The sequence below is a fragment of the Streptomyces sp. enrichment culture genome (assembly GCF_964272855.1).
Taxonomy (GTDB): domain Bacteria; phylum Actinomycetota; class Actinomycetes; order Streptomycetales; family Streptomycetaceae; genus Streptomyces.
Genome location: NZ_OZ186847.1, coordinates 5767600 through 5790107 on the forward strand (window position 1 = coordinate 5767600; position 22508 = coordinate 5790107).

The window sequence follows — 22508 nt, forward strand, 5'->3', positions numbered from 1 at the left end:
GAGTGAACGGCGATGCCGGTCACGGTGTCAGGCTTGGTGCTCCCAGCCGCGGTCCGTCCGCGTCAGCTCGCGGAAACCGGCGTCGAGCAGCCGCTGGATCGCCTCGGGTTCGTCGGCGGACTCGTAGGCGAGGAGGCGTTCCACACCGGCCAGGCGGAGCCAGTCCGCGGCATGGGCCAGGAGCAGCCGGTCCCAGCCGTCATCGCGGTAGGGCGGCGCGATGTGCAGGTTGCCCAGGTCGGCGAGGCCGGCGGCCCCCCGCAGGTGGCGCTCGGGCCGGGCCAGGGACGTATCGACCTCGACGAACCCCACGGCCTGCCCGTCCAGGTACGCGGTGAGGCGCGTACCGCATTCCCCGAGCGTGCGCTCGACCGTGACACCGGCCCGGTGCTCGGGCCGGGGCAGGTCGGCGACCCGGGCCAGGAGCAGCACCTCCGTGTCACCGGTGTGGTGGAAGCCCGCGCGTTCGTAGACGGCCCGGATGTGCGGCCACGGTCGCGGCAGCCCGTACACCCCAGGCGCCGTGCGCGCACGTTCCAGCGGGCCAGCTGGGCCAGGCAGGCACTCATGAGCCGGTCGGCGACCTGCTCGGTGCCGGGGAAGAGGGATGTCGGCGGCTGGTGGATGAACCAGTTGATTTCACCGGTGTCCCGATAGCTTTCGCCGACCTCCGCGTCGGCGCGGTACCGCAGCAGGTGGGCCGCCGCGACGACGTACCGCCGCCGCTCGGCGACCAGGGTGACCCGCTCGCCGACCCACGGGTCGGTGACGAACTCGTCCGGCTGCCGTTCCAGCGAGCTGAGCACCGTGTTCACGGACACGGAGAGACCGGGGAGGACGGCGGCGACATGCGCGTTGACCAACTCGGTCAACTGGTCGCGGTCGGCACGGTGGAAGGGACGCACTTCGGGCATGCGGAGCCTCCGGTGGAGAGAACACTTGTCGGGAGGCCGCCATGCGATGCGGTACGGGAGGGATCGTACGTCACGGCGCCGGTGGATGGGCGGGTCAGACAGGCAGGTTCCAGCACGGTCCGGTGGGCTCCGAAAGCCAGATGCGTTGGGTGCCGCCTGTTCAGAGCGAAAGCAGGCCGTGCTCGTAGCCCTCGACCTCGTAGTGCTCGAGCATGTTGGATACCCGCTCCCGGACCGGCCCTCGCAGGTAGGGGATGGCATTCTCCAAATACGGCCTTGCCTCAACGAGGCACTCCAGTATCTGGAAATAGACGGCGCCGCGCCGGTACTCCCTGGCGTCGTCGTAGATGTCCTCCACGAAGCCAAAGCATCGCCACAGCAGATCGCTGTCCGGTTCCGCACGTGACAAGGCCGGCTGGAGAACCGGTCTCGTCAGGAGGTCGAGCAGGTTTTCATACAGATCGGGCCCCGTGTCGACTGCAGGCGGCGCCTCATCCTGCCGAAGCCCGTACTTCTCTTCGACCAGAGGTCTGGTCTCGGGAACGCGCTCGACCAGCAGAGTCAGGACATCGTCGTCGGCGATCACAGCGCCGTCTGTCCCCGTCATGCGGTGCCGATACTGCACGGCCGGACAGCTTCTAGGACCCACCCGGCGGCCCCAGCAGCCGCATGATCTCCAGGGCCAGGCGCAGTTCCAGCGCGTCGGTCTCCAGGCGGCGGCCCAGGAGGGACATCGCGCGGTGGACGCGGTAGGTGACCGTGTTGCGGGCGACGAAGAGGCGTTCGGCCGCGCTCTGGGGACTGCGGCCCTCGGCGAGGTAGACGCGCAGGGTCTCGCGCAGTTCGCGTACCCGGGGGTCGTCGGCGGCGAGGGGGCCGAGGACGCCGGCGGCGAACCAGCGGGCGTGCTCCGGGTCGGCGGTGAGCAGGGCCGCCGTGCTGACGTCGGTGTAGTCGCAGAGCCAGCCGGTGCGGCCCAGGCGGGCTATCCGGTCGGCCTCGCGGGCGCCGCGGTGGCTGCGCCGGAAGCCTTCCGCGCCGTAGCCGACCGGGCCGACGGCGACGCGCAGCGGGCGGCGCTCGGGGACGAGGCGCGGCAGGCGGCTGAGCGCGTCACGCGGCGGGCGGGACGGCCAGCACGTCCACGCCCACAGTTCCGTGCCGCCCGCGGCGACGGTCAGCAGGTGCTCGCCGTCCGCCGCCCGGGACAGCTCCGCGGCGAGCAGGCGCAACGCCCGCTCGGAGGGGTCCGGAGCGGTCGACGTGATGATGAACGCGGCGTGGTGGCGGGCCAGGTCGTAGCCGAGGGTGCGGGTGGCCGCGGTGTCGCCGACGGGGCGGCCGGCGAGCAGGTCGTCGACGGTGCGGCGGCGGGCCGCCTCGGTGCTGCGCCGCCAGCGGTCGCGTTCGGCGACGTACTCCTCGGCGAGCCGGCTGGCCTGGACGTCGGCGTAGACGAAGAGGAGTTCGCTGACCCGGTGGGTCTCCTGGGCCCGGGTCTCCTCCGGCTCCCGGTCCAGCGCCGCCATCAGCCGGGCGTGCAGATGCGCGTGGCCGAGCCGCACCCCGCGCAGCACCCGGTCCAGGGGGACGTTGCGGCGGGCGAGTTCGGCGTTGCCCGCGACGGCCTCCGGCGGCACGAGTTCGGCCGTGGGCGGCGGTTCGGTGAGCAGGCCGCGCAGGGCGGTCAGGACCGTCGCCTCCACCGCCCGCCGGAACGGCGGATACGCCCCGGCGCCGCCGTGCTCCGGCACCTGCCGCACGATGTCCGCGGCCATGTCCCGGGCGACCTCGACGGCCCAGCCGACCGGGCCTGGCCCGAGTTCCGCCTCGGCCGCCGCCAGCGTCTCGGCCGGGCAGGCGGCCTCCGGGGGCACCCCCTCGGGGGCCAGGCGCAGCAGCCAGCCGGGGGCGGAGTCCGCGGTCGTCGTCACAGGCGTCAGTACAGCAGAGGGGGAACGGGGGATGAATGGGGATGAAGGGAGCCGGTTGCGCCCCGGGCCGGTCCTCAGGGGGGATCGGACCGGTCCGGGGCGCGGTTCAGGGGCGGGCGCCCGCCAGGCCCCGCGAGCGCAGCACCCTGCGCTCCAGGGGCGCGAACACCAGCAGGTCGACGGCGACGCCCACGACCAGGATCTCCCCGATGGTGGCCAGCACCAGCGCCATGTCCTGGTAGGAACGGGCGTTCTCCAGGAGCTGGCCCAGGCCGAGCCCCAGCTCCGGGGAGCTGGCGATGAGTTCGGCGGCCATCAGGGACCGCCAGGAGAACGCCCAGCCCTGCTTCAGACCGGCCAGATAGCCGGGCAGCGCGGCGGGCAGCAGGATGTGCCGGACCCGGGCCGTGCCGGTCGCGCCGAGCACCCGCCCGGCGCGCAGGTACAGCGGCGGCACCTGGTCGACGCCGGCCAGCAGCCCGTTCGCGATGGACGGTACGGCGCCCAGCAGGACGACGGCGTAGATGGTGGCGTCGGTGAGACCGAACCACACCACCGCGGCCGGCACCCACGCCACCGACGGCAGCGACTGGAGGCCCGACAGCACCGGCCCGATCGCCACCCGCACCGGGCGCACCGCGCCGAGGAGCAGCCCCAGCGCGGTACCGAGCAGCACGGCGGCCGCGAAGCCGAGCGCGCCGCGCTCCATGCTCGTCCACACCGTGGAGAACAGCGTGCCCTCGTACCACTGGTCCGACAGGGCCCGCCCCACGTCCGCGGGCGACGGCAGCAGATAGTCCGGCTTCAGCTCGGCGGCGTACGCCGCCTGCCAGAGCAGCAGTACGACCGCCACCGCCACGAGGGGCGGCAGCACCCGCGTCCGCAGGATCCGCCCCAGCGGCGCCCGCGCGGGCCCGGCGGGGGCGCTGTCCAGCGCGTCGAGGCCCGCCCCGACCGCCGCGGTCTCGGCGCCCGGCCGGGGTTCGGTCGTGACGGTGTCACCGGCGCCCATGACGGCGTATCTCCTCCCGCAGGGCGTCGGTGACCCGGGCCGTCAGCGCGGCCTCCTGGGTGCCGGGGGCGTCGGCGCTCCACTCGCGCACCACGCGTCCGGGCCGCGACGACAGCAGCACGACCCGCTGCCCGAGCCGCACCGCCTCGCGCACGTTGTGGGTGACGAACACCACCGACAGCTGGTTCTCCGACCAGATGCGGCTCAGCTCCTCGTGCAGCACGTCCCGGGTGATCGCATCGAGCGCGGCGAACGGCTCGTCCATCAGCAGCACGTCCGCGTCCTGCGCGAGCGCCCGCGCCAGCGCCACCCGCTGGCGCATGCCGCCGGACAGCTCGTGGACGCGCTTGCCGTACGCGTCCTTCAGCCGCACCAGGTCCAGCAGCCGCCGCGCCTCCTCCGGCCGCTCCCGCCGGGGCATCCCGCGCAGCCGCAGCGCGAGTTCGACGTTCCGCCCGGCGGTCAGCCACGGGAACAGGGCGTGGTCCTGGAACATCAGCGCGGCCCGCCGCCCGCCGGGCACGTCGATGGACCCCGCGGACGGCCGGTCCAGGCCCGCCACCAGGTTCAGCAGGGTCGACTTGCCGCACCCGGACGCGCCGAGCACGCACAGGAACTCGCCCCGGTCCAGGGTCAGGTCGATGTCGTCGAGGACGACCTGCCGCCGCCCGGAGTTGTCGAACCACTTGGAGACATGGGTGAGGCGCACGGCGGGAGGTTCCGCCCCGGCCAGGGCGAGCGGGGGGCGTGCCGGTGCGTCGGCCCGCAGCACCGTTTCTGACATGTGATCAAATCCTTTGGTAGTCGAAAGCCGGCGTCAGGTGCCGCTCGGGACCCCGAGGCCGGCGTCGTCCACAGCCGGTTCGCCCCGCTCCGCGCGCACCCCGTTGAGCACGCGAAGGTCGAAAATGCCGCGCAGGGCCGTGGCCTTCCCGCCCAGCAGCCCCAGCCGGTCGGCCCGCTCGGCCTCCTCGGCGAGGGTCGCGGCGAGCGGATCGGCGGTGAGGCGGACGTTGCGCCAGGCCGCGTCGAGGACGTCCGGCGGCAGCGGCCTGCCGGTCGCCGCCTCGATGGCCCGGTTGACGCCCGCCTTGCCCTTCTCCGGGCTTTCCGTCAGCCACTTGTTGGTCCGCAGCGCGCCGCGCAGCACCGCCTCCACCACGTCGGGGTGGTCGTCGAGGAACGACTGGGAGACCACCACCAGGGAGGTGACGAACGCGCCGTCCTGCCACAGGTCGGCCTCGTCGACGAGCACCCGCCCGCCGGCCGCGACGAGCTGCGCGGCCACCGGCTCGGGCACCCACGCGCCGTCGATCGCGCCGCGCCGGAAGCTCGTCGGGATCTCCTTCGACGACTGCCGCACGACCGTGACGTCGCCGCGCCCGGTGTGCGGGTCGACGTCCCAGCCCTGCTCCCGGATCCAGTGCAGCAGGGCCACGTCCTGGGTGTTGCCCGCCTCCGGGGTGGCGATCCTGAGGCCCCGGATGTCGGTGCCGCGCACGTCGACGTCCTTGTCGACGACCAGGGACACGCCGCCGGAGGCCGCGCCCGAGACGATCCGCAGGCTGCGGCCGTCGGAGCGGAGGTAGCCGTTGACGGCGGGCGAGGGGCCCATCCAGGCGATGTCGACGGCGCCCGCGTTCAGCGCCTCCAGCGCCGACGGGCCGCCGTTGAACACCTGGGTGCGCAGCCGGGTGCCGCCCAGCTCGCGGGTGAAGAAGCCCTCCTGGACACCGGCCAGCGGGGTGGCGTGGGTGACGTTGGCGAAATAGCCGACCGTGACCGACTCCGCCGACAGCGGCGGACCGCTGCCGACGGCCGGCGCGGCGGCCGCCGTCTGCGGTGCCCGGGACCCGTAGCCGCAGCCCGCCACCGTGAGCACCAGCAGGAGCAGCGCCAGGACGGCGGGGCCGGGGCCCCGCCGCGCCGGGCTCCCGGATTCCCCCGTGAGCCGCCGGTCAGGCTGACGCATCGGGCGTTCCCGGAGCGGTCGTGCCGATCATGCCCGCGGTGAGGGTGGCGCCGTCGGCCGGGTCGATCAGCACGAAGGAGCCGGTGCGGCGGCTGTCCGCGTACCGGTCGAACGCCAGCGGTTCGGCGGTGCGCAGCTCGATCTGCCCGATGTCGTTCAGGTCCAGCCGTCCCGTGCCGCCGACCCGGCGGACCACCGCGCGCACCGTGCGCGTGGTGTGCTTCAGCAGGACCTGGTCGCCGGGGCGCAGCGACCGCTCGTGCAGATGGCACACGGCCGCCGCGACGTCCCGCGCCACCGTCGGCGGCGCGTCCGCCGGCACGATGACGTCGCCGCGCGAGACGTCCAGGTCGTCGGCGAGCCGCAGCGCGCCCGAGCGGGGCGCGCCGATCAGCTCGGCGGGCTCGCCCAGCACGTCGATGCCGGTGACGGTGGTGGTCCGCCCGGACGGCAGCACGGTCACCCGGTCGCCGACCCGCAGCACGCCGGCGGCGAGCTGACCGGCGTACAGGCGCCCGTCCCCGGAGCGGATGACGTACTGCACCGGGAACCGCGCGGGCGTCTCGGTCACCTCCGTGGCGACCGGCACGCTCTCCAGGTGGGCGAGGACGGTCGGGCCGCCGTACCAGTCCATGCGCGTGGACGGCTCGACGACGTTGTCCCCGGCGAGCGCGGAGATCGGGATGGCGGCGACCTCGGGGATGCCGAGCCCGGCGGCGAGCCGCCCGAACTCCCCGGCGATCTCCGCGAACACGGACTCGTCGTAGCCGACGAGGTCCATCTTGTTCACCGCCAGCACCACCTGCGGCACCCGCAGCAGCGCGGCCACCGCCGCGTGCCGCCGGGTCTGCTCCACCACGCCCTTGCGGGCGTCGACGAGGATCACGGTGAGTTCGGCGGTGGAGGCGCCGGTGACCATGTTGCGGGTGTACTGCACGTGGCCGGGGGTGTCGGCGAGGATGAACCGTCTGCGCGGGGTGGCGAAGTAGCGGTAGGCGACGTCGATGGTGATGCCCTGCTCGCGTTCGGCGCGCAGGCCGTCGGTGAGGAGGGCCAGGTCGGGGGTGCCCTGCCGGGACACGGACTCGAGCTGGTCGGCGAGGACCGACTTGGAGTCGTGCAGCAGGCGTCCGACCAGGGTGGACTTGCCGTCGTCCACCGAACCGGCGGTGGCCCAGCGGAGCAGGTCCGCCTCGGCGGCCCGGCGGGCGGTGGACGGGTCACGGTCCTGCGTGAGGTGGGGCATGGGGTTGTGGTGTCCCTCCTGTACGGCAGCCGGGGATCCGGCGGTCAGCCGGGACCTGGCCTCCTGGAAGATGTTGCGCATCATGAGGGCGGCGGTGAAATGCGGGGGGTGGCCGTACGCCGACACGTCTGCCGTCATCTCAGAAGTACCCCTCGCGTTTGCGGTCCTCCATGGCGGCTTCGGAGAGCTTGTCGTCGGCGCGGGTGGCACCGCGCTCGGTGAGCCGGGACGCGGTGATCTCGGCGATCACCTCGTCCACTCCGGCGGCCTCGGACAGCACCGCGCCGGTGCAGGACATGTCGCCGACGGTCCGGTAGCGCACCCGGCGCTTCTCCACCGGCTCGCCGTCCTTCGGGCCGCCCCACTCGCCGGGCGCCAGCCACATCCCAGCGCGCAGGAACACCTCCCGCTCGTGCGCGAAGTAGATCTCCGGCAGCTCGATCCGCTCGCGGGCGATGTACTGCCACACGTCCAGCTCGGTCCAGTTCGACAGCGGGAACACGCGGACGTGCTCGCCGGGCAGGTGGCGGCCGTTGTACAGCTGCCACAGCTCGGGCCGCTGCCGGCGCGGGTCCCAGGTGCCGAACTCGTCGCGCAGCGAGAACACCCGCTCCTTGGCGCGGGCCTTCTCCTCGTCGCGCCGCCCGCCGCCGAACACCGCGTCGAAACCGCCGCCGGTGATGGCGTCCAGCAGGGGCTTGGTCTGCAGCGGGTTGCGGGTGCCGTCGGGGCGTTCGCGCAGCTCCCCGCGGTCGATGTAGTCCTGCACGGAGGCCACGTGCAGGGTGAGGCCGTGCTCGGCGACGACCCGGTCCCGGTAGGCCAGCACCTCGGGGAAGTTGTGCCCGGTGTCGACGTGCAGCAGCGCGAACGGCACCGGCGCGGGCGCGAACGCCTTGAGCGCCAGGTGGAGCATGACGACCGAGTCCTTGCCGCCGGAGAACAGCAGCACGGGCTTCTCGAACTCGCCGGCCACCTCCCGGAAGATGTGCACGGCCTCCGACTCCAGGACGTCGGTGTGGGTGAGGAGGGGCGCCACCGCCGTCACAGCAGCCCCCGCTCCGCCATCAGCGCGTGCACGACGTCCACCGACTCGCCCACGGACTGCAGCTGGGTCTCCACCTTGGCGTCCGGCGACTGCGGCGGCTCGTACGGGTCGTCGATGCCGGTCAGCCCGGACAGCCGCCCGGCGCGGGCCTGAGCGTACAGGCCCTTCACGTCGCGGACCGCGCACACCTGGAGCGGGGTGGCGACATGCACCTCCAGGTACGGGGTGCCGCTCGCCTCGTGCCGCTTGCGCACCGCCTCGCGGCTGTCCTCGTACGGGGCGATCACCGGGACCAGGACGAGGATGCCGTTGCGCGCCAGCACCTCGGCGACCAGCCCGATGCGCTGCACGTTGGTGTCGCGGTCCTCGCGGGTGAAGCCGAGGCCCGCGCTGAGGAAGGTGCGGATCTCGTCGCCGTCCAGCACCTCCACCCGGTGTCCTTCCCGGGTGAGGCGGCTGGCCAGGGCCTGCGCCAGGGTTGTCTTGCCGGAGCTGGGCAGCCCGGTCAGCCAGACCGTGGCGCCCTGGGTGAGGGGGGCTCGCCTGCTCATGCGCCACTCCTTGCCGTCGAGGCGGTCTTGTTCGTCGTACCGGCGCCGGTCGTGGGGACGACGCCGTGCGCGGCGAGCACCGAGAAGCCGGGGGCGCACGCCTGGTCCAGTTCCTCGCGCTCGGCGTCGGGCAGATCACGCCAGGTGGAGGAGGGCGCGCCCACCTTGGCCGCGGCCAGGCGCTCCCAGTCGGCGTCCACGAAGTCCGGGCCGAGGAACTCGGCGATCCGGTGCAGTGACTCCTCGGGCGCGGTGAGCAGGTCCTCGTACCAGACGTGCAGCACGTTCTCCCGTGGCAGCGCGGACATCGCCTCCATGCCGCGTTTCATCTCGTCGGCCCAGTAGGTGCCGAACAGCGACACCGGCAGCCGGTAGTCGCGCACCGCCTCGGCGTCGAAACGTTCCGGCAGGAACGGCAGCAGCTCCTCCGGTACGAAGCCCAGATCGCGCTCGACGTTCGGGTCGGGCTCCTCGGCGTACGGGTCGTGGCCCAGCGTGAGGTGCAGGGCCATCACCACCGCCGCCATCCGGAAGCCGTTGTGCCGGCTCATCGACAGCGCGGTGTCCCGGCCGTCACGCACGATGTGCAGATAGCGGGCGTCGGGGAAGTGCTCGCGGAACTGCCCGGCGAGGATCAGCGAGCCGCCGCTGCGCTCCGCCCACAGGGTCTTGCCGAAGCGGGCGCACAGCCAGGAGAACAGCCGCAGGTAGTGCTCGCCGACCCCGGCGTCGGGGAATCCGGCGACGGCCGCCTCCAGCTCGTCGTACAGCTCGTCGGGCGACTCGCTCAGGTGCGGCAGGGTGGTCAGCAGGACGGCCGGGATGCCGGTGTCGGCCTGGAAGCGGGTGGCCGGCGACGGGCGGTAGAGGACTTCCTTGGGGGCCAGTCCGTTGGCGGTCAGCAGGCGGTTGACGGTGTTGCGGGAGGACAGGATCCGCCAGAACTCCGCCGCCGTGATCGGGCCTTCGGGGAAGACCCGGGCGGTGAGGCGGTACATGTCCGTGAGGTGGTTGAACAGCTCGGACAGGCTGAGCACCTGCGGGTGCTCGCGCAGCAGTTCCGAGACGAGGGTCGAGCCACAGCGTCCGGTGCCGGTGACGAAGACCTGGCCCGGCTGGGTCTGGGTGGACATGGCGCAGCTGTTTCCTTCCGTGCGTCCGTGGTGCGGTGGTGCGTCGGGCGGTCGAGCGGAAAGGGCGCGGCGCGCCTCAGGAGCGGCGCAGCAGGGCCGCGTACAGCGTCAGACCCGGGCCGAAGGCCATGGCGACCACCGGGCCGTTCGTCTCGGGCAGCCGCTGGAGCACCATCAGGACGGTGGGGGAGGAGCAGTTGCCGCACTCGTCGAGGACGCCGTACGAGGCGTCCAGGGCGCCGGCCGGCAGGTTCAGCCGCTCGCCGACGACCTCCAGGATCCGCTTGCCGCCGGGGTGCACCGCCCAGCCGGTGACCTCCTCGGGGGTGAGCCCGTGCGGAGCGAGCAGCTGGTCGCGGACCACCTCGCCGACGTACTGCGCCAGCACGTCCGGCACCTTGGGCGACAGGCCCATCTTGAAGCCGAGGTCGGTGATCTGCCAGCTCATGTGGTCGGCGGTGGAGTGGTCGGTGATCGCGACGACGTCGATCACCTCGTAGCCGCTGCCCGCGTCGGGCTCCAGGACGACCGCGGCGGCGGCGTCCGCGAACAGGGCGTGCGCCACGATCTGTTCGATGTCCTTGCTGGGCGGCTGGACGTGCAGCGAGGTGAGTTCGAGGCACAGCAGCACGGCCGGGCGGCCGCGCGAGGCGACGAAGTCGGAGACCGCGCCGAGCGACGGGACGGCGGCGTAACAGCCCATGTGGCCGATGAACAGCCGCTGGACCTTGCTGCTCATGCCCAGCTCGTCGGCGAGCCTCAGGTCCAGTCCGGGCGTGGTGTAGCCGGTACAGGACGCCACCGCCAGCAGGCCGACGTCCTGCGGGGCCAGGCCGGCCGACTCCAGGGCCTGGGAGACGGTGCGCTTGCCGAGCGGGACGGCCTCCTCGATGTAGCGGGCCATGCGCTGGCCGGTGCTCCACTGGGAGACTTCCTTCTCGGCACGCGGGTCGACGGCCGTGGACCGGGAGCTGATTCCGGAATTCTGGAATATCCGCCGGGCCAGCGGAAAACCGTCGTAGTGCTCGTGGAAAAAGTCCTGCCACAGCTCGTCCTGGCTGCTCCGAGTCCCCGGGAAGGAATGGGAGGATCCGGTGATGACGGGGCGGGCGGCGGCACGCAGGCCACGCGGGGCAGGGGCAATCTTTTCTTCGATGTGCATGCTTGATTCCTTTTCTTCGGGCATAGGAAAATGGCCGCAGGAGGGTTGGGTGTGGGAATCGTGCATGAAGGCGCGTTAAAGCGCTGGGAAACTGGGAAACCCGGCTCTGTGCGACTTTGCGCAGGCCAGAAGGGTTGTCGATGTTTCGTGCCCTCAGTCAAACACAGGTTCTTGAGTGGAATCAAATGTTCCGGAGTTAATTTCTCTAGCGGTAACAATAGGCGGCCGAAAAACGACGGCCTGCCTTCCGGCGAACGCCGGAAAGCAGGCCTGATATCGGTCTGTAATTCAGCCAGTGGCGTCTTGTTTTCAGTCGACGGTGACCTGGCTCACTTTCATCTCATGAGCTGTTTCACTTTTTTCCGGCGGCGCGCCGTCGTGCAATCGCGCGCCTTCGATGTCCAGGTCCGGCAACACCCGGTCCAGCCCACGGGGAAGCCACCAGGCGCCGCGGCCCACCATGGCGAGCACCGCCGGCACCAGCGTCATACGGACGACGAAGGCGTCCACCAGCACCCCGAACGCCAGCGAGAAGGCGATCGGTTTCACGATCGCGTCCTCCGTCGTCACGAAGCTGGCGAACACGAAGAACATGATGAGCGCCGCGGCGGTCACCACCCGTGAGGCGTGCCCCGCCCCCTCGACCACCGCCTCCTTGGCCTTGCGGGTGCGCACCCATTCCTCGCGCATGCTGGACACGAGGAACACCTCGTAGTCCATGGCCAGTCCGAACAGCACCGCCATCAGCACGATCGGCAGGAAGCTGACGACCGGTCCGGTCCGGGCCACGCCCAGCGCGTCGGCCAGCCAGCCCCACTGGAACACCGCCACCACCGCGCCGAACGACGCACCGACCGACAGCAGGAATCCCACCGTCGCCTTCACGGGGACCACCAGCGAGCGGAACACCAGCAGCAGCAGGATCAGGCAGAGCCCGACGACCACAGCCGCGAACGGCAGCAGCGACGCGCGCAGCCGGTCGGAGACGTCGATGCCGATGGCCGTCGTGCCCGTCACGGAGACCGAGGCGCCCGTCTCCCGCTCGATCGCGTCCGCGTCCCCGCGGATCGCGTCCACCAGGTCCTGGGTGGCCTCGTCCTGCGGGCCGCCGTCGGGCACCACCTGGATCACCGCCCGCCCGGACTCCGGCGCGTACTGCGGCTGTCCGACCTTCACCACCCCGGGCAGTTCCTTCAGCCGCGCGGCCACCGCGCCGGCCTGTTGCTGCCCTTCCGTCCCGGAGGCGTCCGCCTCGGCGAGGATCAGCAGCGGCCCGTTGAAGCCGGGCCCGAAGGCCTCGCCGACGGTGTCGTACGTCTCGCGCTGCGGGGTGTCGTGCGCGGCGGTGCCGTTGTCGGGCAGCGCGAGCCGCAGATCGGCGGCGGGCACGGCCACGGTGACCAGGGCCGCGACCGTGGCGAGCAGGAAGAGCAGGGGACGCCGGGTGACCAGTTGGGCCCAGCGCCGGCCCATGACGACGGGGGGCTTGGGGGTGGAGGACCCTTCGGTGGCGGGCTTTTCGGCGGAGGCCTTTTCGGCGGAGGGCTCCGCCTCCGCACCGTCCGCGCCTTCCGTGGTGTCCGTGCCGCTCGCCGCCCGCCGGGCCGCCCGGGATCCCGGGCGCGGGGCCAGCCGGGCGCCCGCGAAGCCGAACAGCGCGGGCAGCAGGGTGACCGCGACGAGCACGGCGATCAGCACGGTCGCCGCCGCGCTGAGCCCCATCACCGTCAGGAACGGGATCCGTACGACGGTCAGCCCGACCAGCGCGATGATCACCGTCGTCCCGGCGAACACCACCGCGCTGCCCGCCGTGCCGACCGCCCGTCCCGCCGACTCGCGCGGGTCCATGCCCTGGGCGAGCTGGGTGCGGTGCCGGGAGAGCACGAACAGGGCGTAGTCGATGCCGACCGCGAGGCCCAGCATCAGCGACAGGCTCAGCGCGGTCGACGACACCGTCACCGCGGAGGAGACCGCGAGCAGTCCGACCAGCCCGGTGCCGATGCCGGCGAACGCGGTGATCAGCGGCATCCCGGCGGCGAGCAGCGAGCCGAAGGTGATGACGAGCACGACCAGCGCGACGACGACGCCGAGCAGTTCGAGGACGCTGGGGGTCAGCACGCCGTTGCCGTACGCCTGTCCGCCGACGGAGACCTCGAGGCCCGCCTCCTCGGCGGCCTTCGTGGTCTCCTCCAGCGCGTCGAGCGTGCCGTCGTCGAGCGCGGAGCGGGTGACGTCGTAGTTGACCTGGGCCAGGGCGGTACGGCCGTCGGGGGTGACCGTGCCGGCCTTGTCGGGCGGGATCACCGCGGCGACCTGGGGGGCGTCCTGGGCGGCGGCCAGGGTGCGCTGGACGGCCTGCGCGGCCGCGGGATCGCTGACCTTGGACCCCTCGGGCGCGGTGAACACGATCTGGGCGCTGGTGCCGGCGGCGGCCGGGAAGTCCTCGGCCATCGTGTCCTGGGCCCGCTGGGATTCGGAGCCGGGGATGGTGAACTCGTTGTCGAGCTTGCCGCCGACGGCCATCAGCGTGCCGACGGCGGCGGCCAGTACGGCCAGCCAGACGGCCAGGACCAGCCGTCGGCGACGGTGGGCGCCGAGCCCGAGCCGATAGAGCCAAGTCGCCACGGAAACGCTCCTCGTGCAGTAGTGGCAGGTGCCGGGGGTGTGGGGGCGTGGGGGGTTGCTCGGATGCGGTCGGTCAGGCCTTCACGGTGGTGCGGCCTCCCGCCAGCTCCAGCCGGAGCCCGTCGGGGGTGACCGTGACGCGCTCCGGCGCCAGTTCGAGCGGCAGCTCGGCCAGGTCGAGTTCCTGCGGGGTGTCCCCGAGAAGTTGCCCGGCGAGGGCGTCGGGGACGACCCGTTCGCCGATCCGCACGGTGGTGCGCTCGAAGCGGATGCCGTCGTCCTCCAGCACCGGCCGGAAACCGATGGCGATCCGCCCGGCGGGCCCCGCGTGCACCACCAGTTCCTGCGCGTCGGGGTCCGGGGTCACGGTCGCCTGGCCGAGAGCGCCGCCGGTCATGGTGCTCACCGCGTTCGCGAGGGCCTCGCCGGCCAGCTCGGCGCTGACCCGGCTGTCCCGCACCGACAGGCCTTCGCCGGTACGGACGACGTCGGCCAGCTCGGCGTGCAGGTCGACCCCGCTGAACCGGCGGAAGGTGGCGCCCTCGCCGGAGACCTCCACGCGCGGGAAGGTGCCGCGCGCCAGCTGCAGTGTCACCGGGGTGGAGCCGAAGCCGACGTCGAGCCCGGTGTGCAGCCGCTTCTCCATCCGGTCGGCGAACCGGTCCGCGGCGTAGTGGCGGGCCACCGCCTCCGCGACACCGCCGGTGACCAGCACCGCGCCGATCGCCGCGAGGGCGACGAGGCGCGCTCTGCGGGACACGCGCCCCCTCCGTAAAAGTGTCATGACTGACAGCATAGCCAAAGTGTCATGACTGACAGATTCTTTACCGTCGGTTTCAGGCCTGCGATACTCCCCGCATGGCAACCCTCGACACCCCCGCCGCCGAGCCGCAGGGCCGGCGTGAGGCGCACAAGGCGGCGACCCGGAAGGCCCTTCAGGAGGCCGCCCACCGCATGTTCGAGGAGCGCGGGTACGCCGGGACGACCGTCCGGGACATCGCGGCCGCGGCCGGGGTCACCGAGCGGACCTTCTTCCGCTACTTCCCCTCCAAGGAGGACTTGGTCCTCGACGAGATCCTCGACCTGATCCCGGTGGTCCGGGCCAAGGTCGTCGCCCGCCCCGCGGACGAGGACCCGTACGCCGCCGTCCTCGGCGCGGCTCTGGAACTCGCCGCCGGCGGCGGTGTCGGCCTGATGTTCAGCGGGCCGCCGCAGCGCTTCCCCGGCCGGCAGGTGCGGCAGTTCCTGCCCGTTCTGAGCAAGTTCGAGACCGGCCTCGCGGAAGCCCTGCTGGAGCGGCTGACCGCGCAGGACCCGAGGACGGCCGGCCGGCTGCGCGCCGCCGTGCTCGCCCGTGCGGCCGTCGGCGCGCTGCGCTCGGCGCTGTTCGCGTACACCGCGCTCCCGGAGGAGCGGCGCGGCCCGGCCGCCGCCCACGGCCTGCTCCAGGAGGCGTTCGCGTACCTGCGGGACGGCTGACGCAGGACCATTGCCCCGCCGAAGAGTCCATGAGTAGCCTGTGTTCGCTATTCCGACCGTCAGTTGAAATTTCGAACACAGGGAGGGGGCCGGTCGTGGGACGCCTCGTACCTGCCGTGACCCGGGCTCTCGACATCCTGGAGCTCTTCCTCGACGGGGACGGCACACTGTCCGCGCCCGACATCGTCCGCAAGCTCCAGCTGCCCCGCACCACCGTCCACGAGCTGGTCACCACGCTCGCCGCCCGGCAGTACATCACCGCGGTGCCCGGCCAGCCCGGACGCTACCGGCTCGGCGTACGCCCGTACCAGCTCGGCAGCCGCTACGCCGAACAGCTCGACCTCGCCGCCGAGGGCCAGCAGGTCGCCCGGACCGTCGCCGAGACCTGCGACGAGACCGTGCACGTCGCCATCCTCGAAGGCACCGACGTCATCTACATCGCCAAGGTCGACTCCACCCACGCGGTGCGCATGGTCTCGGCGGCCGGCCGCCGCCTGCCCGCCCACTGCACCTCTGTCGGCAAGATGCTGCTGGCCTCCCTCCCCGAGCAGGAACTCGCGGCCCGCGTCCCCGACAGTGCGGAATTGGTCGCGATGACGCCGAACAGCATCACCGAACCGGCGGCGCTGCGCGAGGCTCTGGCCGAAATCCGCCGCCGCGGCATCGCCGTGGAGAGCCGCGAGTCCAACCCGGACGTCAGCTGTGTGGCCGCGCCCGTCCACGACCGCACCGGCCGGGTCGTGGCCGCGCTGTCCATCTCGGTGCCGATGATCCGCTGGAGCGACGAGCGCCGCGCCGAACTGGAGCAGCTCGCCGCCAAGGGCGCCGCCGACCTGTCCGAGCGGCTCGGCCACCGGGGTGCGGCATGACGGCGTACGAGGCCGCGGTCCGCGCCGAGGCGGCCCTGGGCGAGGGCCCCACCTGGGACGCGGCCCGGGGCCGCCTGCTGTGGCTCGACATCCTGGGCTCCCGCGTCCACACCTACGAGCCGTCGACCGGCCGCCGCACGATCCGTACGACGCAGCAGCACGTCGGCGCGGTGAAGCCGCGGGCGAACGGCGGACTGGTCCTCAACCTCCGCGACGGCGTCGGCCTCCTCGACCCCGACGGCGCCTTCCGCTGGCTGCACCACGAGCCCGTCCCCGGCCGCCGCGCCAACGACGCCGCCGTCGCCCCCGACGGGGCGCTGTGGGCGGGCACGATGCGCTACGACGAGGCGCCGGGCGGCGGCACGCTGTCCCGGGTGAGCGCCGACGGCACCGTGGACGTCGTGCTCGACGACGTGGCGGTGAGCAACGGCACGGGCTGGAGCCCGGACGGCCGCCGCATGTACTACGTCGACTCGCCGACCCGCCGCGTCGACGTGTTCGACGTCGACGGCCCCCGGATCGGCAACCGCCGCCCCCTGGCGGAGATCGAGGAGGGCGCGGGCTTCCCCGACGGCCTCACCGTCGACACCGACGGCTGCGTGTGGGTGGCCCTGTGGGACGGCGGGGCGATCCGCCGCTACACGCCGGCCGGCGACCTGGACCGGGTGCTCCCCCTCCCCACCCCCAGGGTCACGGCCTGCGCCTTCGGCGGCCCCGGCCTGACGGACCTGTACATAACGACGGCGCGCGTGGGCCTCACGGCACCGCACCCGCTGTCGGGGTCGCTGCTGGTGATCCCGGGGGCCGGCCAGGGCCTGCCGCAGCCGGCGTTCGAGGGGTAGCCGGGGGCGCCCCTACGACAGCCCCGCCACCTTCAGCTCCGCCGCGGTCAACGGCGGTCCCGCCAGCGGGCGTTTGACCGGGCCGACCGTCGCCGCGAGGACCGCGGAGGGCCGCAGCAGCCGTCCCGGTCCCGCCGTCATGCTGGTGAGGTCCCACACCGCGGTCGCCGCGCTGTACGAGCCGGTCGTCGCGCGCATCATCCGGCGCGAGTACCGCGTCACCAGACGGTCCGCGAGCCCCGGCGCACCGCCGCGCGTCCCGGGATACCAGACGTCCTGGCCGACCGCCATGGTCCAGGCGGCGTGGACGGCCCCGGCGGCCCCGCGCTGCACCCGCCGGGCGAGGCCGGGCCCCGTGAGCCCGGCGCGGCCCAGTTCCCGGCTCAGGACCCGCGCGCCGAGCGCCGCCACGGACATGCCCTGGCCGTAGGCGGGGTTGAAGGTGGCCAGCGCGTCGCCGAGGACGACGAACCGCTCGGGCCACTGGCGGGTCTTCTCCAGGTAGCGCCGGTGGTTGCTGGTGCTGCGGCTGACGTGCACGTCGGTGAGCGGTTCGGCACCGGCGATGAGCCGCCCCACTATGGGGTGCGGCAGGTCCAGCGCGTACCGGAGGAACGCGTCCGGGTCGGACGGCGGTTCACCGCCGCCCCGGGTGCCGGCGAGGCTCGCCATCCAGCGGCCGCCCTCGATGGGCAGGACCATCCCGCTGCGGCCCGGCCGGCCCTGGTAGGGGTCGGCGTGCACGATGGTGAGGGGGAAGTCCTCGGCCCCCTCGGGTGTGCGGTAGATCCGCGTCGCGTTGACCAGTCCGGCGTCGACGGTCTGCTCGCGGACGTCGGTGACGCCGATCGCCGCCAGCCACTTGTCCACGCGTGAACCGCGGCCGCTCGCGTCGACCACGAAGTCGGCGTCGATGTCCTCGTCGCCGCTCGGCGTCGACACCCGCACCCCCTCGACCCGCCGTGCGTTTCCGGCCACTTCGAGGACCTGCCCCTTGCGGAGCTTCACCCCGGTGTTCGCCAGCACCGCGTCCCGTACCGCCCAGTCCAGCAGGGCCCGGCTGCACGTCAGCATCCGCGGCCCGGGGCTGCGCCAGCGCCGGAACCAGCCCTCGGAGGTCAGGGACACCATGCCCGAGGCGAGCGAGATCTCCCGGGCGCCCGCGGCGAGCAGGTGCTCCCGCATGCTCACGCCCGGCACCAGGTCCTCCATCGCGGCGAGGCCGCCGGCCATGAGCAGGTGCGCGTGGCGGCCCTGCGGCAGCCCCTTGCGGTGCTCCGGTCCGTCGGGAAGGTCGTCCCGGTCCCAGACGATCACCTCGTCCACGACGGTGGACAACGTGGCCGCGGCCAGCATGCCGGCCAGGCCGGCACCGACGACGACAGCTCTACGCGACATGTGGCTCCTCGCACTCGGCCGTGAAGGCTCGGCCGTGACGGCACATGACCGAACACATTCAGTCAGGGAAGGCTCTCACCGTACCTTCACTCACCGTGTCCGCGGCGGGAGTTCCGCCGAGCGCCCGCGCCAACTCGACCAGCCCGCCCGACCCGGAGACCTCCGTGGCGTGCAGCCGGTAGGTGCTCGGCGTGGGCAGCGGCTCCTCGCGGGCGGCGGCCCGGTGGGCGGCGGCGTCGAGCATGGCCGCCTCCGCGGCGACCCGCGCCTCGTGCGCCGGGCGGCCGTCGCCCAGGGCGGCCGACAGGGCCGTCTGCCGCACCCGGTCGTCGAAGTACGGGGCGAGGGCGAGCAGCGCGTCGTGGATGGCCACCTCCCGCCAGTGCAGCCGCTCCAGCGGCAGCTGCCACCAGGACGCGGGCGGCTTCGGGGCCGTCGAGACGAACTCGACCCGGTTCCACAGCGGCCCCAGCCGCCAGTAGTCCCGCAGCCCGTGCCAGTGCGCCACGGCCGCGGGCAGCAGCCGCGGGAGCACGAACCCGGCGGAGCAGACCAGGCCGCCGAGCGAGGCCATCGGCGGGGCGACGCTGGTGGAGAGGAAGTCGAGGTCGTGACCCGTCCAACGCGCGACGACCGCCGTGTACTTGGCGAGCTGGAAGCCCAGCAGGTCCAGCAGCGCCCCGGTGAGGATCAGCCGCAGTCCGGTCCGCAGCAGCCCGGTGACCTCGCGCCCCCACTTCAGGCACACGAGGCACATCGCCACCATGGCGGCGGTGTGTCCGAGCAGGTACAGCACGATCATCTCGCGCATGTACGGCGTGTTCGCGTAGTAGGTGTCGAGGTCGGTCAGCCGCTCGGTGCGCGCGTCCGCGAGGGTGAACAGCACGACGATGGCCACGACGAGGGCGCCGTAGGCGGCGATGCTGCGCCGGATCAGCCGCCGCACCCGTTCCCGGGCCCCGCCCCGCCAGTTGACCAGCAGGATCAGCAGGGAGCAGCTGTAGGCCGAGAGCATGCCGTAGGTCAGCGGGGCGCCGAAGTTCGGGACGCCGGTGAGGTCGTTGACGGCGGCCAGGGTCATCGGCGCGGAGCAGCAGAACACGATCGCGCCGAGCAGGATGGCCACGCAGGTGGACACGGTCAGCGGGTTGCGCGCCGGGGTGCGCGGCCGGCGGAACAGCACGACGGCGGCCAGGGCGAGCGCACCGCCCGCCAGATAGACGACAAGGCTCATGCGGGGTGGCTCCGGGCGGCGTTGGCCGGCAGCGGCGGGTCGGCGTGGAGGCCGAGCGGGGCGGTGACCAGGGCGTCGGCGATGTCCCCGAGGGCGGCCGGTTCGGGCGCCCGGTCGGGGAGACGTCCGGACGGGCCGGGGTACCGGACGCCCGCCGGGTCCGCCGGGTGGGTCGCGTCCGTCACGTCCGCCGCGTCCGCCGCGTCCCGCACCGCCGCCGCGATGACCGTCGCCCACGCCATGGCGGCGGCCCGCTCCGGGTCGCCCGTGGCGCGCAGCGCGGTGCGCAGGGTCTCCTCGTACAGCTCCCGGTCGACGTACGCGTCCAGGTAGCCGAGGGCGTTGTGGATGCTGGTCTGGCGCCACACCAGCCGGGTGGTGGGGGAGGCCCAGCGCGGGCGCGGCAGGCGCAGGGCACGGCGGGCGAGGATGTCGTCCAGTTCGCGCTCCAGGGGTTCGAGACGGGCGTAGGCGAGCCGGGCCCGGCGCCATTCGGTCAGCCGGGGTCCGGCGAGCGGGAGCAGGATGCCGGCGACCGTCACGAGCGCGCCCAGCCCGGCCGCCGCCGGTGAGACGGTCCGGTCGAGCGCGGACCAGTCCCGGCCGCTCCAGCGGGCGGCCATGGCGACGAGCTTGGTCCCGCTGTACCCGGCGCCGCACAGGGTGCCGAGGCCGAGCGTCACCAGGCCCGTCCGCAGCCAGCCGCGCACCCGGCGGGCCCAGCGCAGCGCCGAGACCGTGGTGACGCTGACCGCGGTGAGATGACCGAGCAGGTAGAGCAGGATCATCTCGCGGATGTACGGCGTGCTCGCGTAGTAGGTGTCCAGGTCGGTGCGGCGCTCCACGGGGGCCTCGCCGAGCACGAACATGGTCACGATGCCGGTGACGACGCACGCGTACGCGAGGATCCAGCGCCGCGTCGTGCGCCGCACCCCCGGCCCGCCGCGCCAGCGGACGATCAGCACCTGGGAGGCGGCGCTGTACGCGGTGATCGTCACGTAGGTCACCGGCGCCGCCAGGTTGGGGACGCCGCTGATCCGGTTGACGGCGCCGACGGTGGGCGGGGCGCCGAGGAGGAAGCACAGGCCGGCCAGGCCCAGGACCGTGCAGATGGACCGCAGGTAGGGGTCGTGCCGGTGGCGCAGCAGGTCCGGCGACTTCATCAGCAGGCCGAGGGCGAGCAGCCCGGCGCTGAGGTAGTTGGTCAGTGCGCTCATCTCCGGGTCCCGCGGTAGTTGAGCGCGGCCCCGATACGGCCGGCGAGGTCCTGGGTGTCGTCGCCCCGGTCCGCGTACACGGAGTCCGCCGAGGCTTCGAGCAGGGCGCGCAGCCGACGGCCCATCAGCATGCCGAAGCGGTCGGCCTCCTGCTCGTCGGCGAGGGTGAAGTCGGTGCGCGCGGCGGCCGCCCGGTGGCCGTCCCGCCCGTCGGCGGTCTGCCGCTGGTGCATGTGCCACACCTCGTGGCAGAAGATCACGATCTGGTGCCATACGGCGGCCCGTTTGTCGACGACGACGTCGTCGTGCTCCTCGCCCTCCAGCCAGAGCCCGCTGGCGGTGTGCGGCGGGAACACCTCCCGGTGGACCACGATCTTCCGCCCCCGCCACCTCATGGCCGACTCGACCACGGCCTGGAACACCGCTTCGGGGTCCGCGGGAACCGGCACGCGTATGGGCTCGACGAGGGCGTCGGCGAGGCGACGCATCTCCCTGTTCGTACGCACGGTTCTCCCCGTGGCTGCGCGGGTGTTCGATGCAGCAGCATGCCAAGACCGGCCTGGCTTGAGCCACCTTTCGGCGCCCGCGCGTGCGAGGCGAGCCGGGAGGAATGCGGGTGTTATGGAGGAAGACGGTCAGGGGCTCGCACAACAATGGCCGAATCACACCGGGGCGTCCGCCGCGGGAGTGGTCGCCCGGGCCCGTACCTCGCGGACGGTGTCCTCGTGCCTCAGCGCCCGGGACACGGCCCCGATCTCCCGCAGCAGGTCCGTGGTGTCCGAGGGGCCGCCGGCGCACTGCTCCCGCGCGAGGCCGCGGCTCTCCACGGCGTCCAGGATCGTCACCGCGGCGGCCAGCGCCTTCGCCCGGTCCGCCGGGTGGCCGAGGGCGAGCGCGGCGGCGTACGACCGCCCGCGCAGCTCCTCGTCCAGGCACCTGGTCAGCGGCAGCAGCACATCGCGGATGAAGGTCTCCCGGCGGATCAGCCGCAGTTCGGGGGTGGACCGCAGGACGCGGGGGAGACCGCTGCCGTTGACGGTCTTCATCAGCTGGTACAGCGGGCGCAGTTCGCGGTGGGCGAGCCGGACCCGCCAGCGGTCGTGCAGGTACTGTCCGGCGTGCGGCAGGATGAAGCCGACCGCGACGAGCACCGCGGACAGGCAGGCGATGGGCGGGGCGGCGGCCGTGCTCAGCCAGTCCAGGTTCCGGCCGGCCCAGCGGGCGCCCACGGCGGTCAGCTTGGCGGCGTCGAAGACCAGCTGGAGCGCGTAGCCGACGCCGAGGAACTTCAGGCCCGCGTGCAGCCAGGCGTCGAGGCCGTCGGTGCGGACCCAGTTCCAGATCAGCCCGTTGATGATCATCCCGGCCACGGTGTGGGCGAGCAGGTAGAGCAGGATCATCTCCCGGGCGTACGGCGTGTTGGCGTAGTACGTGTCCAGGTCCCGTAACCGCTCCTCCGGCACGTCCGCGAGGAGGAACAGCACCCAGATCGCCACGATCACCCCGGCGTAGCCGACGGTCACCCGGCGCATGGCGCGGCGGGTGTCGGCCGAGCGGTCGGACAGGCCGTTGCGCCAGGTGATGATCAGCAGCAGACAGGAGCTGCAGAACGCGGTGAGCAGGGAGTACACCCAGGGCGCCGAGATGTTCGGCACGCCGGTGACCCGGTTGACCCAGCCGATCGTCGACGGCGCGACGAAGACGAACACCGCGCAGGCGAGCAGCAGCAGACCGCCGACCGCGCGCATCAGCGGGTCCCGCCACAGCCGGATGATGCTGGGCAGCTTGATCGCCAGTGCGGCGGCCAGGATCCCGGCGGGGATCCACCAGAAGGTGGGATAGAACTCGTGGACGAACTCCACGGGGCTCAGC

General features: G+C 73.0%; 20 protein-coding genes and 1 pseudogene. 3 read left to right on the top strand and 18 right to left on the bottom strand.

The annotated features are described in order from the left end of the window. Nucleotides 1-27 precede the first annotated feature (27 nt). The 13 genes and pseudogenes from ACSU6L_RS25400 to ACSU6L_RS25460 all read right to left on the bottom strand — a co-directional run bounded on the left by ACSU6L_RS25400 (nt 28) and on the right by ACSU6L_RS25460 (nt 14357). A pseudogene (locus tag ACSU6L_RS25400) lies at nt 28-914 on the bottom strand (GNAT family N-acetyltransferase). Between the two features lie 160 nt (nt 915-1074). Continuing rightward, a complete protein-coding gene (locus ACSU6L_RS25405; protein ID WP_437060340.1) occupies nt 1075-1521 on the bottom strand; it encodes a hypothetical protein in 447 nt (148 codons plus the stop codon). A 31-nt stretch (nt 1522-1552) separates the two neighbouring features. Continuing rightward, nucleotides 1553-2848, bottom strand: a complete 1296-nt coding sequence (locus ACSU6L_RS25410) for a PucR family transcriptional regulator (protein ID WP_437060342.1) — start codon at nt 2846-2848, stop codon at nt 1553-1555. Between the two features lie 106 nt (nt 2849-2954). Next, nucleotides 2955-3860 carry an ABC transporter permease gene (locus ACSU6L_RS25415; protein ID WP_437060344.1) on the bottom strand — a complete coding sequence of 302 codons (906 nt, stop codon included), beginning with the start codon at nt 3858-3860 and terminating at the stop codon, nt 2955-2957. Further along, nucleotides 3847-4644, bottom strand: coding sequence for an ABC transporter ATP-binding protein (locus ACSU6L_RS25420; protein ID WP_437060346.1), 798 nt, complete (start codon nt 4642-4644; stop codon nt 3847-3849). Before ACSU6L_RS25420 ends, ACSU6L_RS25415 begins: the two co-directional genes overlap by 14 nt. Before the next feature lie 33 nt (nt 4645-4677). Beyond that, nucleotides 4678-5832 (bottom strand): ABC transporter substrate-binding protein, encoded by a 1155-nt coding sequence (locus ACSU6L_RS25425; protein WP_437060348.1) that lies wholly within the window; start codon nt 5830-5832, stop codon nt 4678-4680. Next, complete coding sequence (locus ACSU6L_RS25430; RefSeq protein WP_437065054.1) at nt 5819-7078, bottom strand: sulfate adenylyltransferase subunit 1; 1260 nt, start codon at nt 7076-7078, stop codon at nt 5819-5821. Before ACSU6L_RS25430 ends, ACSU6L_RS25425 begins: the two co-directional genes overlap by 14 nt. Nucleotides 7079-7217: 139 nt before the next feature. After that, the gene (cysD, locus tag ACSU6L_RS25435; RefSeq protein ID WP_437060350.1) at nt 7218-8126 is read right to left on the bottom strand and encodes a sulfate adenylyltransferase subunit CysD; all 909 of its coding nucleotides are present in this window, start codon (nt 8124-8126) and stop codon (nt 7218-7220) included. Further along, entirely contained in the window at nt 8123-8677 is a 555-nt protein-coding gene (gene cysC, locus ACSU6L_RS25440; RefSeq protein WP_073938730.1) for an adenylyl-sulfate kinase, read from the bottom strand. The genes cysD and cysC overlap by 4 nt, the downstream gene beginning before the upstream one ends. Beyond that, nucleotides 8674-9810, bottom strand: a complete 1137-nt coding sequence (locus ACSU6L_RS25445) for a sulfotransferase family protein (RefSeq protein WP_437060353.1) — start codon at nt 9808-9810, stop codon at nt 8674-8676. Before ACSU6L_RS25445 ends, cysC begins: the two co-directional genes overlap by 4 nt. A gap of 76 nt (nt 9811-9886) precedes the next feature. Further along, a complete protein-coding gene (locus tag ACSU6L_RS25450) occupies nt 9887-10972 on the bottom strand; it encodes a type III polyketide synthase (protein WP_437060355.1) in 1086 nt (361 codons plus the stop codon). 309 nt (nt 10973-11281) lie between these two features. After that, the gene (locus ACSU6L_RS25455) at nt 11282-13597 is read right to left on the bottom strand and encodes an MMPL family transporter (protein ID WP_437060357.1); all 2316 of its coding nucleotides are present in this window, start codon (nt 13595-13597) and stop codon (nt 11282-11284) included. Nucleotides 13598-13670: 73 nt separating this feature from the next. Continuing rightward, nucleotides 13671-14357 (bottom strand): LmeA family phospholipid-binding protein, encoded by a 687-nt coding sequence (locus ACSU6L_RS25460; RefSeq protein ID WP_437060359.1) that lies wholly within the window; start codon nt 14355-14357, stop codon nt 13671-13673. A gap of 98 nt (nt 14358-14455) precedes the next feature. Between ACSU6L_RS25460 and ACSU6L_RS25465 the strand changes: the two genes are divergently transcribed. The 3 genes from ACSU6L_RS25465 (at nt 14456) to ACSU6L_RS25475 (ending at nt 16787) form a co-directional block, all read left to right on the top strand. After that, on the top strand, nt 14456-15076 hold the full coding sequence (locus tag ACSU6L_RS25465; protein WP_437060361.1) for a TetR/AcrR family transcriptional regulator: 621 nt from the start codon (nt 14456-14458) through the stop codon (nt 15074-15076). 95 nt (nt 15077-15171) lie between these two features. Next, complete coding sequence (locus tag ACSU6L_RS25470; protein WP_073938736.1) at nt 15172-15945, top strand: IclR family transcriptional regulator; 774 nt, start codon at nt 15172-15174, stop codon at nt 15943-15945. Further along, a complete protein-coding gene (locus tag ACSU6L_RS25475; protein WP_437060363.1) occupies nt 15942-16787 on the top strand; it encodes an SMP-30/gluconolactonase/LRE family protein in 846 nt (281 codons plus the stop codon). The genes ACSU6L_RS25470 and ACSU6L_RS25475 overlap by 4 nt, the downstream gene beginning before the upstream one ends. Nucleotides 16788-16799: 12 nt before the next feature. Here ACSU6L_RS25475 and ACSU6L_RS25480 read toward each other — a convergent pair whose 3' ends face one another. The 5 genes from ACSU6L_RS25480 to ACSU6L_RS25500 form a co-directional block, all read right to left on the bottom strand. Further along, nucleotides 16800-18185, bottom strand: a complete 1386-nt coding sequence (locus tag ACSU6L_RS25480; RefSeq protein ID WP_437060365.1) for an FAD-dependent oxidoreductase — start codon at nt 18183-18185, stop codon at nt 16800-16802. Nucleotides 18186-18243: 58 nt separating this feature from the next. Next, on the bottom strand, nt 18244-19419 hold the full coding sequence (locus tag ACSU6L_RS25485) for an MAB_1171c family putative transporter (RefSeq protein ID WP_437060367.1): 1176 nt from the start codon (nt 19417-19419) through the stop codon (nt 18244-18246). Beyond that, the gene (locus ACSU6L_RS25490; protein WP_437060369.1) at nt 19416-20636 is read right to left on the bottom strand and encodes an MAB_1171c family putative transporter; all 1221 of its coding nucleotides are present in this window, start codon (nt 20634-20636) and stop codon (nt 19416-19418) included. Before ACSU6L_RS25490 ends, ACSU6L_RS25485 begins: the two co-directional genes overlap by 4 nt. After that, a complete protein-coding gene (locus ACSU6L_RS25495; RefSeq protein WP_437060371.1) occupies nt 20633-21142 on the bottom strand; it encodes a toxin in 510 nt (169 codons plus the stop codon). Before ACSU6L_RS25495 ends, ACSU6L_RS25490 begins: the two co-directional genes overlap by 4 nt. Before the next feature lie 156 nt (nt 21143-21298). Further along, nucleotides 21299-22507, bottom strand: coding sequence for an MAB_1171c family putative transporter (locus ACSU6L_RS25500; protein WP_437065056.1), 1209 nt, complete (start codon nt 22505-22507; stop codon nt 21299-21301). Nucleotide 22508 lies beyond the last annotated feature (1 nt).